Origin of the sequence: Fibrobacter sp. UWB11 (assembly GCF_900143015.1) — a bacterium.
Taxonomy (GTDB): Bacteria; Fibrobacterota; Fibrobacteria; order Fibrobacterales; family Fibrobacteraceae; genus Fibrobacter.
Genome location: NZ_FSRT01000002.1, coordinates 670,848 through 690,097, shown reverse-complemented (window position 1 = coordinate 690,097; position 19,250 = coordinate 670,848). Strand labels below are relative to the sequence as shown.

Genomic DNA, 19,250 nt, shown 5'->3' with positions numbered 1-19,250 from the left:
ATTCACCGTTACGTATCTGACAGGAAAATTTCATGTTCAGAGGAAAAAAATACAAAAAGATTGCTGAATCTTTCGATCGCACCAAAGCGTACGATTTGAAGGAAGCAATCGAAATACTCAAAAAGTCCGAATTGAAGTTCGACCAGACGGTCGAAGTACACTTCAATCTCGGTGTGGACCCAAAACATTCCGACCAAGTGGTTCGTGGCACAGTCGTGCTTCCGCATGGTACCGGTCGTCAGGTCCGCGTCTTGGTGTTCTGCAAGGATAACAACCTTGAAGTTGCCAAAGCCGCAGGTGCTGACTACGCTGGTGGTGCCGACTTGGTTCAGAAGATTCAGGAAGGCTGGCTGGACTTTGACGCCGTCGTTGCTACTCCCGACATGATGCCGGTGATTAGTAAGGTCGCACGTGTCCTCGGTCCTCGTGGTATGATGCCGAGCCCCAAGGCTGGTACGGTGACTGTTAACGTCGCTCAGACCGTCAAGGAACTCAAGGCCGGTAAGATTTCCTACCGCGTTGACAAGGGCGCTAACGTCCACGCTCCGGTTGGCAAGCTTTCCTTCACTGCCGATCAGCTCGTTGAAAACACGAAGTCTGTTATCGACTCTGTTGTGAAGAACAAGCCTCAATCTTCTAAGGGCACTTACATCAAGAGCCTCACTTTGACGGCTACGATGGCCCCGGGCATCAAACTTGATATGGCACTGACGCGCTAGGAGAAACCATGAAAGCTGTAGTTAAAAAACAACAGACCGTGGACGCGCTCGTCGAGTCCTTCAAGGGCGCTACCGCCGTCTATCTGCTCAATTTCCAGGGCATCACTGTCGATAAGGACAATGCCCTCCGCAAGGCCCTCGCTGCTAAGGGTGTCAAGTACCACGCTGTGAAGAACACTCTTCTCAAGCGCGTGCTCGAAGCTCTCAAGGTTGAAGGTCTCAACGACTCCCTCACTGGCGCAACGTCTGTGATGGTCGGTTTCGAAGAAGACCCGCTCCTGCCGGCTCGCGAAATTGAAGCATTCCACAAAGCAAACCCTGATTTCTTGGTTGCCAAGAGCATTTACCTTGATGGCAAGGCAATGCCGGGCTCCGAAGTCGTGAACCTCTCTAAGATTCCGGATCGTAAGGGCATGATCGCAATGATCGTCTCCATCGCTCTCGGACCGGGCTCCACGATTGCCGGTCAGCTCAAGACCCTCCAGGAAAAACTGGAAAAAGAATCGGGTTCCGAAGCAGCCCCTGCTGCAGCGGAAGCTTAACAACAAACCACAAACCAAAAATTTTAAACGGAATAATCGGAGAAACACATCATGGCAACTGATATCAAGGCATTGGGCGATCAAATCGTTGGTCTTACCCTTCTCGAAGCCAAGGCTTTGGCTGACTACCTTAAAGAAACCCACGGCATCGAAGCCGCTGCCGGTGGCGCTGTAGTTATGGCTGCAGCTGCTGCAGCTCCTGCTGAAGAAAAGACCGAATTCGACGTCATCCTCGCCGAAATCGATCCGGCTAAGAAGATGGCTATCCTCAAGGAAGTTCGCGCTATCACGGGTCTCGGCCTCGCTGAAGCTAAGAAGGTCGTCGAAACTGCCAACAGCGTCATCAAGGAAGCTGCACCGAAGGCTGACGCCGAAGCTCTCAAGAAGAAACTCGAAGAACTCGGAGCAAAGGTTACCCTTAAGTAATGCTTTTGCTGCATTAATTCTTCCTTACCAATTGCCTGCACGACAGTGCGGGCTTTTGGTGTTTTTTGACTATTATTAGGCTCTTCACCGGATGAGGTATTTCTAATGACGACGGAGCGAAAGTCTTATTCCTCCAACAAGTTCCACCTGGAACTCCCGTACCTGATCGAAGTCCAGAAGGCTTCGTACGAGCAATTCCTTCAAAAGGACATTCCGCAAGAAAAAAGGATGAACGTCGGGCTTGAACGCGTGTTCCGCGATATCTTCCCGATCACCGATGACAAGGATTTGTATTCCTTGAAGTATGAAGGATATTATTTCGGCATCCCGAAATACAGCATCCCCGAATGCCGTGAGCGTGGTCTCACGTATTCCATGGAACTTTTCGCAACTCTCTCCCTCCAGGTGTTTGAAAAGGACGGAGAAGAAAGCAAGCTCAAGGAAGAAATCAAGAACGATGTCTTGGTTTGCGAACTTCCTATCATGACCGAGAACGGAACGTTTATCATTAACGGCGCCGAACGCGTCGTCGTTTCGCAGTTGCACCGTTCTCCTGGTGTGAGCTTTGACGAAGAAATGCAACCCAACGGCCGCTCCGACTACAAGAGCCGTATTATTCCGCATCGCGGCGCATGGGTTGAATTCAACACCGAAGGCGACATCCTTTACCTCATCATCGACCGCAAGAAGAAGCTCGCCGCTACCGCTATGCTTCGCTGCATCGGTTTCGAAACGACTCAGGACATCTTGAACCTCTTCTACAAGAAGACCGATGAAATTGTCCTCGACGATGCCGCATTTAACGACTTTGACAAGGAAGGTGTCTGCACCCTCATCAACCGCATCATCTTCAATGATGTGATTGACGAAGAAACGGGTGAAATCATCCTCGAAGCCAACACTGTTATCGACGACAAGAAGCTCGAACGTCTCCGTGAAAGCAGTGTCGAAAAGATTACCGTGCTCTCGAAGGAAGAAGACAACCTCCTCATCCACTACACCCTCGCTGCCGACAAGACCAAGTCCCGCGAAGACGCTCTCAAGGCTGTCTACTCCGTGACCCATCAGCAGCAGGAAGAAGCTCCGAACCTCCAGACTGCCGAACGCTATTTCGACGAACTCTTCCTCAACGACCCGCACAAGTACGATCTTGGCGAAGTCGGTCGTTACCGCTTGAACGCAAAGGTCTATACCGCTGCTATTCTCGCTAAGGTTAAGGAAGTTGCCGAACGCTTCGACCGCGTCAACGAATTCAAGATGCCGTCTGTGACCCAGATGACGATGAGCAAGACTGACTTCCTTGCTATCATCGAATACATGGTCGGCCTCTTCAACGGCGACGAAGGCTATACTCTTGACGATATCGACCACTTGGGCAACCGCCGTACACGTTCTGTGGGCGAACTCCTTGCCGGTCAGATTTCCGTCGGCCTTTCCCGTATGTCTCGCGTCATCCGCGAAAACCTTTCTCTCCATTCCGAAGAAGAACAGACGACTCCGCGCGAACTTGTCAATACCCGCATGGTTTCTACTGTCGTCCAGGCATTCTTTGGCCAGAGCCAGTTGTCCCAGTTCATGGACCAGATGAACCCGCTTTCTGAACTTACTCACAAGCGTCGTCTCTCCGCTCTTGGTCCTGGTGGTCTTACCCGTGAACGTGCAGGCTTCGAAGTCCGTGACGTTCACTACACGCACTATGGCCGTCTCTGCCCGATTGAAACTCCGGAAGGTCCGAACATCGGTCTTATCAACTCCCTCGCTTCTTACGCCGTGGTGAACCACTTCGGCTTCATCGAAACTCCGTACCGTATCGTGGGTCTCGTTGAATTCAAGGACGCTCAGGGCAACAAGTGCTACTTCCCGGAAGAAAAGTGGCATTTCGGTATCTTCAAGGGCTTCGTTCATGATCCGCACCTCTTCGTGGAACTCGAACTCACCCAGAAGGAAATCGACACTGTTCGCTTGAACCTCGACAACCGCCAGCGCGAATTGTTCGAAGGCTTCGTGAACAAGGTCTTCCAGATCAAGGATGCCGACGGTAACGTTTCTTACAGCAAGAACGGTTTTGCTCTCGATGATTTCGACGGCACTCCGGACTACGTGCAGGTGGGCGACGTCGTGGAACAGATCGTTTCCGACTACATCAGCTATCTCACTGCTGACGAAGAAGACTCCTTCAAGGTTGCTCCGGCTTCTACCGAACTCGACGATGACAACCGCTTCAAGGGCGACATGGACGGCTACGTCATCGTCCGCGACAAGAGCGAATACCCGCACTTGATGAAGCAGGATTCCATCGCTATCGGCGACACCGAAACTGAACGTATCGACCTCATGGACGTGGCTCCGATGCAGATCGTGTCTGTCGCAGCAGGCCTCATCCCGTTCCTTGAACACGATGACGCTAACCGTGCTTTGATGGGTTCTAACATGCAGCGCCAGGCTGTGCCTCTGCTCCGCGCCGAAGCTCCGGTCGTGGGTACGGGTCTCGAACGCCGTGCCGCTCTCGACTCGGGTACGGTTGTCCGTGCTAAGCACGACGGCCGCGTGACCTTCGTTGACGCTCGCAACATTACTGTGCAGCGTGGCAAGATGGTGAACGGTGTATTTGAACCGCTTACCGGTCTCGGCGAAAATTATGAATTCCTCGGCAAGGATCCGATTGACGAATACAAGCTCCGTAAGTTTGAACGTTCCAACCAGGATTCCTGCATTAACCAGAAGCCGATTGTGAACGTTGGTGACTTTGTGAAGGTCGGCGACGTCTTGGCTGACGGTGTTTCTACTGACCACGGCGAACTCGCTCTCGGTAAGAACATCCTCATCGGCTTCCTCCCGTGGAACGGTTATAACTACGAAGACGCTGTCATTATTTCCGAAGAACTCGCTATCAAGGACACGTTCACTTCTATCCATATCGAAGAATACGAAATGGAAGTGCGTGACACCAAGCGCGGTCCGGAAGAATTGACTCGCGAAATTCCGAACGTCGGTGAAGACGCTCTCCGTAACCTCGACGAAAACGGCGTTATCCGCGTCGGTGCTGAAGTCGGTCCGGACGATATCCTCGTCGGTAAGGTTACCCCGAAGGGCGAAACCGAACTCACTCCGGAAGAACGTTTGCTCCGTGCAATCTTCGGCGAAAAGGCCGGCGATGTGCGCGATTCCTCTCTCAAGGCTCCTCCGGGAATGAAGGGCGTCGTGCTCGAAACCCGTATCTTCAGCAAGAAGGACAAGGCCGACAAGAAGAGCAAGGAAAAGGATCAGGAAACCATCGAAGAAATTCGTATGAATTTCCAGAGCCAGATTGACCGCATCAAGGATGCATGCCGTGAACACTTGTTCGACCTCCTCGCAGGCAAGTCTGCTGGCAAGGTCATGGACAACGAAACTCACGAACTCTTGATCCGTGAAGGTCAGACTTATAACGAACAGAACCTCAAGTTCATCGACGTCACGAAGGTTTCTCCGCTCTCCACGTTCGTTGTGGATGACGATGACCTCCAGGACAAGGTGCTCTCTCTCGTTCTCGTTGCCCGCGACAACCTCGATACCCTTACCCGCACGATGGAAAAGGAAATCGACAAGGTCACGAAGGGTGACGAACTCAAGCCGGGCGTTCTCAAGAGCGTCAAGGTCTACATCGCGAAGAAGCGCTGCCTCTCCATCGGCGACAAGATGGCAGGTCGCCACGGTAACAAGGGTGTCGTTTCGAGAATCGTTCCGGTCGAAGACATGCCGTTCACTGAAGACGGTCGTCCGCTCCAGATTCTTCTGAACCCGCTAGGCGTGCCTTCTCGTATGAACATCGGTCAGGTGCTTGAAGTTCACTTGGGCTGGGCTGCAAAGACTCTCGGCTTCAAGGTGACGACTCCTGTGTTCGACGGTGCTAAGTTCGAAGATATCTGCAAGGAACTCGAAAAGGCCTACCAGAAGAACCCGATCGTGAACTACGAAATGGATCCGGAAAACAACAAGATTATCGGTAAGGCCAAGCTTTACGACGGCAAGACCGGTGAAGCCCTCCTCAACCCGGTGACCATCGGTTACATGTACTACCTCAAGCTCGGTCACTTGGTCGACGACAAGATCCACGCACGTTCTATCGGTAGCTACGCTCTCGTGACGCAGCAGCCTCTCGGCGGTAAGAGCCAGTTCGGTGGCCAGCGCTTCGGTGAAATGGAAGTGTGGGCTATGGAAGCTTACGGCGCCGCATACACGTTGCAGGAACTCCTCACCGTCAAGTCTGACGATGTGCAGGGCCGTTCCAAGGTCTATGACGCCATTGTCAAGGGTCAGAATACGCCGAAGCCGGGTATCCCTGAATCCTTCAATGTTATGATTCGCGAAGTTCATTCTTTGGGTCTTGATATCGAGACCACTGGAGACAAGTAATTATGGCTGAAGAAATGACTGAACAGTTTGGCGACATTTCTATTCATCTCGCCTCTCCGGACCTGATCCGTTACTGGTCCTATGGCGAAGTGACAAAGCCGGAAACGATTAACTACCGTTCCTTCAAGCCTGAAAAGGATGGTCTTTTCTGCGAAAAGATCTTTGGACCGGTTAAGAACTGGGAATGCAACTGCGGTAAGTTCAAGCGCATCCGCTACAAGGGCGTTATCTGCGACCGTTGCGGCGTTGAAGTGACTCACTCCAAGGTCCGTCGCGAACGCATGGGCCACATCGAACTTGCTATTCCTCTGACCCACACTTGGTTCGTCCGTAACCAGCCGTGCGTCATTGGTGCACTTCTCAACCTCAATACTAAGGACCTCGACCATATCATCTACTACGAAAAGTACGTGGTGATTGATCCGGGTACGACCGACCTCGAACCGAATTCCCTGATCGACGAAGCTCAGTATCAGGACCTCGTTGCCGAAGGCCGTGAATTTGAAGCCAAGATGGGCGCATCTGCTATCAAGCAGTTGCTCGACCGCGTCGACTTGACCAAGCTTTCCGAAGAACTCCGCTTGCAGGCTACTTCCAAGTCCAAGACCAAGCAGGACGACGCCGTGAAGCGCCTCAAGGTCGTCGAAGCCTTCAAGAAGTCCCAGATGGAAAGCTTCCGCAGCTACTACAAGAATCCGGATCCGGCCCGCGATGCAAGCAAGGCTTGGCTCAAGGGTCTTGCCGAAGCTGTTGCCGAATTCAAGGTAGACTACGAAGCCAAGCACTCTGACTTTGTGCTTGCCGACGCCTACGAAGAATTCCGCCACAAGTATCCGAACGAAGCTCGTTTGCTCGCTAACCAGCCGTCTTGGATGATCCTCGACGTTCTTCCGGTTATCCCGCCTGATCTTCGTCCGCTCGTACCGCTCGAAGGTGGCCGCTTTGCTACCTCCGACTTGAACGAACTCTATCGCCGTGTCATCAACCGCAACAACCGCTTGAAAAAGTTGATTGACATCCGTGCCCCTAACGTGATTCTCTGCAATGAAAAGCGTATGCTCCAGGAAGCTGTCGACCAGCTGTTCGATAGCGGCCGCCGCACCGCTCGTGCAGGTTCTGCACGTCCGCTCAAGAGCCTCGCCGAACTCCTCAAGGGTAAGCAGGGCCGCTTCCGTATGAACTTGCTCGGTAAGCGTGTTGACTATTCCGGCCGTTCCGTGATTGTCGTGGGACCGGAACTTCGCATGCACCAGTGCGGTCTCCCGAAGCGCATGGCTCTCGAACTTTACAAGCCGTTCATCATCCAGCGCTTGGAAGAAGAAGGCATTGTCTACACGCTCAAGTCTGCTAAGAAGTACGTTGACGCAGAACGTCCTGAAGTTTGGGACATTCTCGAACAGATTATTGAAGACCACCCGGTCATGTTGAATCGTGCTCCGACGCTTCACCGCTTGGGTATCCAGGCCTTCTATCCGAAGCTCATCGAAGGTAACGCGATTCGTCTCCACCCGCTCGTCTGTACAGCATTCAACGCTGACTTCGACGGTGACCAGATGGCTGTGCATCTTCCGCTTTCTTTCGAAACTCAGCTCGAATGCCGCGTGTTGATGCTTTCTTCGAACAACATTCTTCACCCGGCTTCCGGTCAGCCGATTGCTGTGCCGGGCCAGGACATCGTGCTTGGTCTGTACTACCTCACCAAGCCGCGTCCGAACCGCAAGGGTGAAGGCATGCACTTCTACGACCCGGCCGAAGCCATCCGCGCTTACGAAAACGACGTCGTGGATTTGAACGCCAATGTTTACCTCAAGCTCCCGGCAGGTCGCAAGATCTATATGGGCGCTGTCGAAAAGGACTGCACCTGCATCCGCGAAATGGCCGACGACAATGGCAATATCGAAGTCAATGTCAAGGCTGGCGAAAAGGTCAAGTTCCTTACCCTCAAGGAAGACAACGTCATCAAGACGACTGTCGGCCGTATCATCTTCAACGAATTTGTTCCGAACGCTCTTGGCTACGCCAACGAAACCTTCGGCAAGAAGGTGATTGCAAAGTCCATTGACGACCTTTATCGTCGTACCGGCAACCGCGTGACTGTCGACTACCTCGACGATCTCAAGGCCAACGGTTACAAGTGGGCAACGCGCGCTGGTTCCTCCGTGGCTATCGCCGAAATGGTTATCCCGAAGGAAAAGCAGGAAATGCTTGACAAGGCTGCCGAACAGGTTTCCAAGATTCGCGCCCTTTACGAAGACGGTGTCATTACTGACGGTGAACGTTATAACCAGACGATTGACGTGTGGTCCAAGACAACGTCCGACGTTGCTGCCAAGCAGTGGGATTTGCTCTCTCACGACCGTGACGGTTTCAACCCGGTCTACATGATGGCTGACTCCGGCGCTCGTGGTAGCCGCGAACAGATTAAGCAGCTGTCCGGTATGCGTGGTTTGATGCAGAAGCCGATCAAGCAGCTCGGTGGTCAGGAAGTTATTGAAAACCCGATTAAGTCCTGCTTCCGTGAAGGCTTGAACGTGATGGAATACTTCATTTCGTCTCACGGTGCTCGTAAGGGTCTTGCTGATACCGCTCTTAAGACGGCTGACGCTGGTTACCTTACCCGTCGTCTCGTTGACGTGGGCCAGGACCTCGTGATTACCGAACCGGACTGCGGAACTACCGATGGTATCGAAGTTTCTGCATTCAAGGACGGTGACGATACTGTCATTCCTCTTGAAGAACGTCTCCTCGGTCGCGCTCCGGTCGAAGACATCAAGCACCCGGTTACCGGCGAAGTGATTGTCAAGGCTGGCGAACTCGTTACCGAACGTGACCTCCCGAAGATTTCCGCTACAGGTCTCGAACACATCAAGATGCGTTCTGTGCTTACCTGTAACTCGAAGACTGGCGTTTGCGCCAAGTGCTACGGCCGTATGCTTGCTTCCGGTCGTCCGGTTGACCTCGGCGAAGCTGTTGGTGTGCTCGCTGCACAGTCCATCGGTGAACCGGGTACGCAGCTTACCCTCCGTACGTTCCATATCGGTGGTGCTTCCTCTCGTCTTACTGTCGAAAGCGACAAGAAGGCAGCTGTCGATGGCCACGTCGAACTCGAACAGGTCGAAACGGTGGACCACGAAGGCCAGAAGGTCGTCGTTTCCCGTATGGGCGAACTCGTTATCTTCGACAATACCGGCATCAACAAGGGCCGTTACCAGATTCCGTACGGTGCAATCTTGCACGTCGAAAACAATGCTACCGTCAAGAAGGGCGAAAGCATGTTCGAATGGGATCCGTATAACAGCCCGATTATCACGAACGTGTCCGGTACGATCGCATTTAGCAATCTTATTGAAAACAGAACTTACCGTATTGAACGCGATGAAATGACCGAAGTCGAAACTTGGATCGTCATCAGCGACAAGCAACACGGTAAGAACCAATTGCGTCCGGTCATCATCATCAATGATGAACGTGGCGAAAAGGTTGGCCACTTCATGTTGCCTGACGGCGCTATCCTCGCCGTGCATCAGGGTGACCGCGTTACTTCCGGTCAGGTTATCGCAAAGCTTCCGCGTGCAGCTGGTAAGACCCGCGATATTACCGGTGGTCTTCCGCGCGTCGCTGAACTCTTCGAAGCTCGTGTTCCGAAGAACAAGGCATTCATCGCACCGGTTGACGGTCTCGTCAAGTACGGTAACGAAGTGCGCAACAACCAAGAAGTTATTATTCAGCAGATGGATGGCAACGAAGTGAAAGTGCTGGTTCCGCGTGGTATCCATCTGGCGGTCAATGACGGTGACCGTGTCCGTGCTGGTCAGAAGATCAGCGAAGGCAGTGTGGACCCGCACGATATCCTCGACGTTCTCGGACCCGAGGATGTGCAGCGCCACTTGGTGAACGAAATCCAGGCAGTTTACCGCCTGCAAGGTGTGGCTATTGCAGATAAGCACATCGAATGTATCGTTCGTCAGATGATGCGTAAGGTCCGCATTTTGGATCCGGGTGAATCGGATCTCTTGCCGGGCGAAGAAATTTCCAAGACCCGTCTCCGTACCGAAAACGAACGTCTGCGCGCTCTCGGTAAGGCTGAAGCTAAGTATCAACCGATGCTCCTTGGTATCACTAAGGCTTCCTTGGCAACGGACAGCTTCATTTCTGCAGCTTCCTTCCAGGAAACCCAAAAAATCCTTACCCGCGCCTCCATCGAAGGCTGCGTGGATCCGCTCATGGGTCTTAAGGAAAACGTGATTATGGGTCGACTTATTCCGTGCGGTACTGGTGCCCGTCACTTGAGGAACGTCCAAGTGATCGATGCCGATGCCGACGAAATGGAAGAACGCTCTCGTTTGCAGAATGTACAGGCTGAAAATTACGAATCTGGTTCCGGAATCCAGCTCTTGGATAACGAAATCGGCTCTTCTGACGAGGAAGATTCAGATAATTAACAGCTAAGTACTTGAAATATTTGGAAAAAAAACTATATTTGCACTCCAAAATCTAGGAGATTAAACAGTGCCAACTATTCAACAGCTCGTCCGTAACGGACGTGAACAGATCAGCAACAGGACCGCTTCCGTAGCTTTGAAGTCCTGCCCCCAGAAGCGCGGCGTTTGTACCCGTGTTTACACCAGCACCCCGAAGAAGCCGAACTCTGCTCTTCGTAAGATTGCCCGTGTGCGCCTCTCCAACAAGATGGAAGTTACCGCTTACATCCCGGGTGAAGGCCACAACCTCCAGGAACACTCCATCGTGCTCATCCGCGGTGGTCGTGTGAAGGACGTTCCGGGTGTTCGCTACCACATCATCCGTGGTACGCTCGATACTCAGGCAGTCAACGGCCGTCAGAACGGCCGCTCCAAGTACGGTGTTAAGAAGAAAGGTGCCGCTCCGGCCAAGAAGTAAGGAAGTAATCTATGTCTAGAAGAAGAAAGGCTCTCCATCGCTCCATCCTCCCGGATCCGCGTTTCCACTCCACGCTCGTCACTGAACTCGTCGGTGTCGTGCTCAAGCAGGGCAAGAAGACCATCGCTGAACAGATCGTCTACACCGCTCTCGACCTCCTCGACAAGAAGGTTGAAGGCAAGGAAACCCCGCTCGAAAAGTTCGAACTCTGCCTTGAAAACATCAAGCCGCGTGTCGAAGTCAAGTCCCGTCGCGTTGGTGGTGCAAACTACCAGGTCCCGATGGAAGTTGCTCCGGATCGCGCCAAGGCTCTCGCTCTCCGCTGGCTCCTCGATGCAGCTCGTAACCGCAACGAAGCCAACATGGCAGAACGTCTTGCAGCAGAACTCGTTGCCGCTAAGAACAGCGAAGGCAACGCAGTCCGTAAGAAGAACGATACGCACAAGATGGCCGAAGCCAACAAGGCTTTCGCTCACTTCCGTTTCTAATTCTTGCGCGCAAGCACAGAATTATCCTAGAGGAAGGTCCGCGACAAAATCGCGGACCTTTTCTGTATTTATGCGGAATGCCGAGTGTTGTCGTTCCCGCCGCTGAGCGGGAATCTTCATTATCCGATTAGGATTATCCAAAAAGGATAATCCTTTTTTAAATAAAAATGTATTTATGTTATTATGAAGCTTCTGCGAAATCTTTGCTTGTTGTTTTTGATGCTTGCTGCTCTCCTTTGTGGGTGCTCTCAATCCAATGAAGATGATTTGAAAAGCGCAAAGCGGTTTGAGGAGCTGAAGGCTCTGCCTCTGGATACGGTTCTTTCGCGTGCGTTTGCGTTTTACGAACAGTACCAGGCGACGAATGACACGTTGCTTCGCGATTCCATGGACGATTACAAAAGTCATTTCATTGCAAGGTGGAAAAGGTCTACGGATTCTCTTTGCGGAACGATTCCGGCAGATGATTCCCTGGCGGCTGATTTACGCGAAATCAATGAAGCGGTTTCGAAATATTTTTTTGAATATCATATTAAACACATGTATTGGTTTATGCTTGATACAGCAAAGCGTGAATCCCTTCTTGGGAAGGTAGATAGTACACAAAAAGTAGAACTGACGGCGCCTGGGTGGAGATGGGATACTAGGGAAGAAGATGAAGCGACGATTATGGGTATTCCGTTTGAAGAGGCTTTGTCGGTCTTGAAAAAGGATTCTACTAGTGTATTTAAAGTCGTTTATTTTATTCAAACGCTGCAGGTGCATTATGTTGATACTGTAGCCGCAGATATGAATGCTTTGCTGAAGATAAATCCGTTCGGTATAAAGCAGAGTGAAAGGAAAGAAGCGAAATCTGCCTGCATGGAAAAAACTCCGATAGGCCAGCAGGTTCTTGTTCTAAACAAGGAATATGAATCGCTATTGAACATTTTTATGAAAACGAAAGCCCATGGGGATCGCCGTTTTTTGATGTGGGAGATTCCCGTTTTGCCGTATATTGATGATGATGATGATTTTTTCTTTCACTCATACCCGGCCGTATCGAGTGCGGTATTTAACAAGGGCCGGGATATGGTAAACTTGAGTGTGAGTGACGGCTATGGCCGAGGAAGCTTTTACTACCTATCCAAGCAATCAGGAAAATGGGAAGTTGTAATGATTCGAAACGGCTGGATATCGTAAAATATCGATTTATCTCTTCTTCCCTTTAGAATTTGTCTTCATCTTCTTGATTCCCGTCTTCCACGCGTTGACGGCATCTTGCGAGGTGTTGAGCGCCCAGTCGCCTTCGTAGTCCTTGCTCTGGCTGAACCACATCACGGCGAACACGCGCGAGTAGTCAGTGCTAAAGTGCTTGAACATGTCGGCGATCCATTCGGCCTTGCTGCCTCCTTTTTCGGAGCTGGAGATTTCGGCAATGAAGAGCGGCTTGTTGATGTTTGCGAGAGCCTTGTAGGCATCGTCGAAGACTTGCGCAAAGGTCTTCCAGCTGGACCAGTTTTGGCTCTTGCCCCAGTTGTATCCGTCAATGGAAATGTAATCCACAAATTCGTCGCCGGGGTAATTGCCTATGAGCGTGGCGCCTTCGCCGTGGTTCGTGACGTTCGTGGTCCATACCCATTTGACGTTCTTGACGTTTTCTTTGCGGAAAATCTTGACGATGCGGCGGAATGCTTCGGCGACATTCGCGTCGGTATTCCCGGCGCCTTTTTTGCCCACACCCCAGTCGTACCAGTCGCCGTTCGCTTCGTGCAGGGGGCGCAACCAGATTTCTTCGCTGTAGTTCTTGACGCCCTTTGCGAACTCTCGGATGTAGTTGTCCGTCTCGCCGTTCACAATTTCTTGGGCGCTGTAGCCTTTGGGCATCCATGTGACGACTAGCGTCGATCCGTTTTCTTTTGCGATGTCTGCGTAAACTTGCACCCGCTTCCAGTCGTCCACGTCGAAAACTGCAAAGTAGCTGATAAGATCAAGATGAGCATCTTGCAAGTCTTGGAACGCCCGTACATTCTCTTTGGTGGGCTGCGGGGATTGTCCGGGGCCTCCGACCCAAGCGCCGATTTGGATCGCCATCGCTGCAACTGGCGCGGCGCAAAGAGACGTGAATAGTTTGTTGTTCATAAAGGCTCCGTTAAGTTTCTTGAACTGTTATATTTAAAAGATACTTTGAGCGCTTTCGAAGAGCCCGAACAAAAGCGCATAAAAAATTCAAAGTGTCTCTAGTGTTTGGCTTTGCGCGAGTTTGGTGCTGCGGAAAATCAGAATTATTGGTGATGTTCCCTTTTGCGTGCATACAAATAAAAAATCCCCACTCTAGCGTTTTGAAGGAGCTAGAATGGGGGTTGTCCAAGGAGTTTTATGAATAAGTTTTGTTTAGCGCTTCACGGATAACTTGTAAATGCTTCGCGTGCTTGCCTTGGGGGCGTCGATAGCGTGCACACCCGCGGTAAAGTGCTGCACCGGGCTCTGCCACAGGACGCGGCCCTGGTAGTCGAACTGCACGACGCTTGCCTTTAATGCTTTGCCGGTTTGCATGTAGAGCTTGCCGTCTTGCAGGCGAAAGGAACTGCTGGATGCCCTTCCGGCTGGTTTGATGGAGGTGCTGCTGTCCAAGGCCTTCATCTTCGCGATGCCTGCTTTCCATGCATCAACGGCAGCCTGTGAAGTGTTGAGCGCCCAGTCGCCTTCGTTATCCTCCTTGCTCTGGCTGAACCACATCACCGCAAATACGCGGGAGAAGTCTGTAGCAAAGTGCTCGAACATGTCCGTAATCCATTCGGCCTTGTTACCGCCGAGTTCGGAGCTGGAAATTTCAGCAATGAAGAGCGGCTTGTTGATGTTTGCGAGTGCGTTGTATGCCTTCTTGAATACCTGCGAGAACGTCTGCCAGCTAGACCAGCTTTGGCATTTGCCCCAGTTGTAGCCGTCAATGGAAATGTAGTCCACGTATTCGTCGCCAGGGTAGTTGCCCGTAAGCGTGGAACCCTTTCCTGAGTTCGAAGCGTTCGTTGTCCAGACCCATTTGACGTTCGTAACGCCTTCTTCTTTGAAAATTTTCACGATATGGCGGAATGCTTCGGCGACGTTTGCATCGGTGTTGCCGGCGCCTGCCTTGCCTACACCCCAGTCGTACCAGTCGCCGTTCGCTTCGTGGAGCGGCCTGAGCCAGATTTCTTCGCCATAGCCTTTAACACCCTTGGCGTAGTCGCGGATATATTCGTCGGCCTTGCCGTCCACCAAATCTTGCGCGTTATAGCCGTTTGCCATCCAGGTCACCACCAGCGTGGAACCGTTGTCTTTCGCGACGTTTGCGTACTCTTCGGTTGCGTTCCAATCGTTGATGTCGAAGAGCGCAAAGTAACTGATGAGGTCGATATGCGAGCCCTGCAAATCTTGGAATGCCTGCACGTTTTCTTGAGTTGGCTGTGGGTATTGGCCGGGGCCACCGACCCAGGCACCGACTTGGAATGCTAAAGCGGTCATAGGCAAAATCCCCAATGTGAATAGTAACGATTTGAACATGATAGCCTCGATTTTTGAAATGAGTTTTGTTTCCTTACTTAAATTAGGTTACTAGGCGTTCCCTGTACCTGACATTTATGTATGTTTGTGCTATAGTGTATCTAGTGTTATATTTTTGAAAGGGGGAAGTCTCCCCCTCGCTTCAGCCTTGCCCTGTGTCATCCTGAGCGAAGCCTGTCATTCTGGAGCGAAGCGATAGAATCCAGGCGAAGTCGAAGGATCTAGGGCAAGTCTTTCGCTACCCCTTCTAGCGGGGACACCCCGCAACGCCCCGACTGCAAAAAAAACGGGATTTGCCCTTAAAACTATGGGATTGCCATCTTTTGTCTTCAAAAAAGGGTATATTTCGCTTGTATGTCAATCAAGTTCATTTCGCCTAAAAAGTCCGTCAATTCTGCGTTTCTCAAGTTGCCTGTTCCCGTCGAAAAGATGGAGGATTTCAAGCTTTCGCTCAAGAATCTTTATAGCAAGCGGAATCCAGCGCAGGACGAAGAGTACCACAAGGGCGAAATCTGGAACTTTTTACGCAAGATTTTTGAACCCGATTATTCGGTGCAGGTCAACCGCCCGATAGACCTTGCGATTTTTAACGGCAATACGGCAAGTGCAAAGCCGGCAGTGATTATCGAAGCGAAGTCGCCGACGAATGCGGCCGAAATGTTTTCGGCGGAGCATCCGAACGTAAAATCGTTGCAGGAACTCGTCTATTACTTTATGCTGGAATACGTGCATTCGGTCAATCACGAAATCAAGTGGCTCGCCATCACAAATTTTGACGAATGGTATTTCTTCGACGTTAAGGACTTTATCCGCTATTTTGGGAACAAGTCAAAACCGATATACGATCAGTTCCTAAAATTCAAGGCGAATCAGATGAGCGGCAACAAGACCTCCGATTTTTACAACGAAATCGCGAAACCCGCCATCGACGATTTCCTCGCCTCCTGCGACATCAACGTTGTGCATTTCAACCTTGCGGATGTTGTTCGTTCTGTCTCTCAGGAATCGAAAAAAGCGCCTGTCACCCTGGAGCCGAAGGCGATAGGGTCCATGGATTCTATCAGCCCTACGGGCTTCCAGAATGACAATGCGTATTCTCATTCCACATCCCACATTTCACATTCCACACCGCTCCTCCCTCTCTACAAATTCCTCTCCCCGGAAACCCTCCTCGCGAAGCCTTTTGCAAACGACAGCAACAGCCTTGACCGCAATTTTTACGCAGAACTCTTGCACATCATCGGCCTCGAAGAAGTGAAAGAAGAAAAGGGCGGCAAGAAAGTCATTCAACGCAAGAAGCCCGCAAATCGCGACAAGGCAAGCCTCCTCGAAAGTGCCATCTACCAGCTTGAAGACGATTTCCCGAACAAGGAAGAATGCGAGGCGATGGCCCTCCGTCTCTGCATCACATGGGTGAACCGCCTGCTGTTCCTGAAACTTGTCGAATCGCAAATCCTCATGTATCAAAAGGGCGATGCATCGTACCGGTTCATGAGTACGGATAAAATAGCGAACTTCGACGAACTGAACATTTTCTTTTTCAAGGTGCTCGGCAAGAAAATCGAGGACCGCGACGAAGACGTGCTCAAGCGTTACCCGAATGTGCCTTATCTGAACAGTTCGCTGTTCGAACCGACCGAAGACGAAAAGCACCTGAAAATCCGCGGCATTCCCGATGCCCAGATGGAAATTTTCAACAAGACTGTCCTGAAGGATGAACGCGGCAAACGCGCAAAAGGCACGCTCCCGAATCTGGATTACATCTTCAAGTTCCTCGATGCGTACAACTTTGCAAGCGATGCCCAAGGCGGCGTGACCTCTACGAGCAAGACGCTCATCAACGCGTCGGTTCTCGGACTCATTTTCGAAAAAATCAACGGCTACAAAGACGGCAGTTTCTTTACGCCGGGGTTCATCACCGACTACATGGCCCGCGATGTGCTGGAACGAACTGTGGTGCAGAAGTTCAACGAGAAAAAGTCCTGGAAATGCAAAAATTTGGAAGATGTCTCGGACAAGATTGAAGATATTTCAGAAGCGAATGAAATTGTTGATGATATCCGCGTTGCTGATGTCGCCGTGGGCTCTGGGCATTTCTTGGTGTCGGCCCTTAATCGCCTGCTTGCAATCAAATCGGAATTGAACATTTTGTGCGATGCAGACGGCAAACGCATCAAACGTCGCGACCTGATTTTGAAAGTTGATAACGATGAACTTTCTGTTGTTGATGACGAGGGCGAACCGTTTGAATACAAGCCGGGCAACGAAGAAAGCCAGCGGTATCAAGAAGCCTTGTTCAACGAAAAACGCCGCATTATCGAGAATAGCCTTTTCGGTGTTGACCTGAACCCCAACAGCGTGAACATCTGCCGTTTGCGCCTTTGGATTGAACTTTTGAAGAACGCCTACTACACCAAGGAAAGCGGCTACAAACAACTTCAGACCCTCCCGAACATCGACATCAATATCAAAGTCGGCGATTCGTTGCTGAGCAAATACCCCGTGCAGAACGGACACGTCGTTTTGGACTTTTTGCAGAAAGAAGACAAGGCCGACAAGAAAAACGGACTCGCGGCGAAACTCAAGGAATACAGGAAAAACGTTCAGGATTACAAGGCGGGCGGAACGAGCTACAACAAACAGCAACTTCGCCTGAACATTGCCGGCCTCAAGTCGCAACTCAAGGAGCCGCCCAGCATTGACCTCTTCGGAAACGTTGTCAAGAACAACGACATCGACTTTTCCAATTCGCTCGAATGGATGTTCGAATTCCCGGAAATCCTCGACGACGAAGGCCGCTTTACAGGCTTTGATGCCATCATCGGAAACCCGCCGTATGTGCAGCTCCAGAGCATGGGCGAGATGAGCGACGTTTACAGCAAACGAGATTACAGTTGCTACAACAAGTCCGCAGATCTTTACTGCCTTTTTGTGGAACGCGCCTACAGCCTGCTGAAAAAGAACGGATATTTCTCGTTCATCATGCCGAACAAATGGATGCTCGTGGATTACGGCAAGGAACTGCGGCAATTCATGAGCCAGACCTCGCTCAAGAAAATTCTCAACTTTGGCGATGTCCAGTTCTTTGCCGATGCAACCATTTACGTGTGCATATTCGTATCGCAAAAGTCCGGCGACAAGATGCCCGTTTTGGCGTGTTCGCTGAACAGCAAGAACTATCACGGCGAATTCGAAAAAGAAGTCAAGGCGGCGACATTCGAGTTCCCGGCAGAAAATTTCGGAGCAAGCGAATGGAGTATCAGAAACAAACTCCACGATTCCGTATTGCAGAAAATGAACGTCGGCACGCCTCTGAAAGATATGCCGATTACCATTAATTACGGCATTAAGACAGGCTTCAATGATGCATTCTTTATTGATGGAAAAACGAGGGAAAAACTCATCGCCGAAGACCCCAAGAGTGAAGAACTCATAAAGCCACTGCTTCGCGGTCGAGACATTAACGCATGGGTGACGGAAAATGATCAATATCTAATCAACCCGCATAACGGAATAAAGGAAAAGAACATCGCGCCGATTAACATAGATGAATATCCGGCAATCAAAAAGCATCTTGACCAATTTATAGATAAGTTGGTTAAACGTGGGGATAAAGGTGATACGCCATACAACCTACGTAATTGCGCCTATTTGGAAGAATTTGCCAAACCCAAAATCATGTACCCGAACATGACTTCGGCATTCCCGTTCACCTATGACGAAACTGGCTCTTTCGGCAACGACAAATCTTTTATCATTACGGAAAAAGAAAGTTCCCAGAACTTGCCTAAGGGAGCAGAAAACGTCATTGCGAGCGAAGCAGAGTGTCATCCTGAGCGGAGCGTAAGCAAAGTCGAAGGATCTCTCCTTAAGGCCCTTCTCGCCATATTCAATTCCAGCCTTGTCAAACTCTGGATATGGTACAACTGCCCCGAACTCATGGGCGGCACCCGTGAAATCCGCAAAGCCTACTTCGAAAACCTCCGCATCCCCCTGGACAATGTGGAACTACAGCAACAACTCGCCACTCTCGCCGATGAAATCATCGCTGCTAAAAAACAAACTTCGTGTCGTCCTGAGCGGCCCCTGGAGCCGAAGGCGATAGGGGAAGTCGAAGGATCTAGTGAGGCGCTTCAAAAGCAAATCGCCGACCTCGAAACCCAAGTCAACACCCTCGTCTATCAACTCTACGGCATCACCGATGCCGAAGAAATAGAAGCAGTGGAGAAGAGGTGATAATTGATATATTAAACAAGTGA

General features: G+C 51.1%; 11 protein-coding genes. 9 read left to right on the top strand and 2 right to left on the bottom strand.

Annotated features, from left to right (window positions below):
- Positions 1–32: 32 nt before the first annotated feature.
- From rplA to BUQ91_RS11285, 8 genes are all read left to right on the top strand, one after another.
- Positions 33–719 (top strand): 50S ribosomal protein L1, encoded by a 687-nt coding sequence (gene rplA / locus BUQ91_RS11320; protein ID WP_014545989.1) that lies wholly within the window; start codon positions 33–35, stop codon positions 717–719.
- A gap of 8 nt (positions 720–727) precedes the next feature.
- Positions 728–1,261: a 50S ribosomal protein L10 gene (rplJ, locus tag BUQ91_RS11315; RefSeq protein ID WP_014545988.1), complete on the top strand. Its 534-nt coding sequence runs from the start codon at positions 728–730 to the stop codon at positions 1,259–1,261.
- A 51-nt stretch (positions 1,262–1,312) separates the two neighbouring features.
- Positions 1,313–1,687 carry a 50S ribosomal protein L7/L12 gene (gene rplL, locus BUQ91_RS11310; protein WP_015731969.1) on the top strand — a complete coding sequence of 125 codons (375 nt, stop codon included), beginning with the start codon at positions 1,313–1,315 and terminating at the stop codon, positions 1,685–1,687.
- A gap of 105 nt (positions 1,688–1,792) precedes the next feature.
- On the top strand, positions 1,793–6,082 hold the full coding sequence (rpoB, locus tag BUQ91_RS11305) for a DNA-directed RNA polymerase subunit beta (protein ID WP_072829993.1): 4,290 nt from the start codon (positions 1,793–1,795) through the stop codon (positions 6,080–6,082).
- 2 nt (positions 6,083–6,084) lie between these two features.
- Positions 6,085–10,524 carry a DNA-directed RNA polymerase subunit beta' gene (gene rpoC / locus BUQ91_RS11300; RefSeq protein WP_074209358.1) on the top strand — a complete coding sequence of 1,480 codons (4,440 nt, stop codon included), beginning with the start codon at positions 6,085–6,087 and terminating at the stop codon, positions 10,522–10,524.
- A gap of 67 nt (positions 10,525–10,591) precedes the next feature.
- Positions 10,592–10,981, top strand: coding sequence for a 30S ribosomal protein S12 (rpsL, locus tag BUQ91_RS11295; RefSeq protein ID WP_015731968.1), 390 nt, complete (start codon positions 10,592–10,594; stop codon positions 10,979–10,981).
- 11 nt (positions 10,982–10,992) lie between these two features.
- Positions 10,993–11,469, top strand: a complete 477-nt coding sequence (rpsG, locus tag BUQ91_RS11290) for a 30S ribosomal protein S7 (protein ID WP_072829989.1) — start codon at positions 10,993–10,995, stop codon at positions 11,467–11,469.
- A gap of 219 nt (positions 11,470–11,688) precedes the next feature.
- A complete protein-coding gene (locus BUQ91_RS11285; RefSeq protein ID WP_254842338.1) occupies positions 11,689–12,651 on the top strand; it encodes a hypothetical protein in 963 nt (320 codons plus the stop codon).
- A 9-nt stretch (positions 12,652–12,660) separates the two neighbouring features.
- On the opposite strand, the gene BUQ91_RS11280 is transcribed toward BUQ91_RS11285, so the two are convergent.
- Together BUQ91_RS11280 and BUQ91_RS11275 are read right to left on the bottom strand one after the other, a co-directional pair.
- On the bottom strand, positions 12,661–13,590 hold the full coding sequence (locus BUQ91_RS11280; protein WP_083601248.1) for a glycoside hydrolase family 26 protein: 930 nt from the start codon (positions 13,588–13,590) through the stop codon (positions 12,661–12,663).
- 252 nt (positions 13,591–13,842) lie between these two features.
- Positions 13,843–14,991 (bottom strand): glycoside hydrolase family 26 protein, encoded by a 1,149-nt coding sequence (locus BUQ91_RS11275; protein WP_074209356.1) that lies wholly within the window; start codon positions 14,989–14,991, stop codon positions 13,843–13,845.
- Positions 14,992–15,345: 354 nt separating this feature from the next.
- Between BUQ91_RS11275 and BUQ91_RS11270 the strand changes: the two genes are divergently transcribed.
- The gene (locus BUQ91_RS11270; RefSeq protein WP_074209355.1) at positions 15,346–19,227 is read left to right on the top strand and encodes a type IIG restriction enzyme/methyltransferase; all 3,882 of its coding nucleotides are present in this window, start codon (positions 15,346–15,348) and stop codon (positions 19,225–19,227) included.
- Positions 19,228–19,250: the final 23 nt, after the last annotated feature.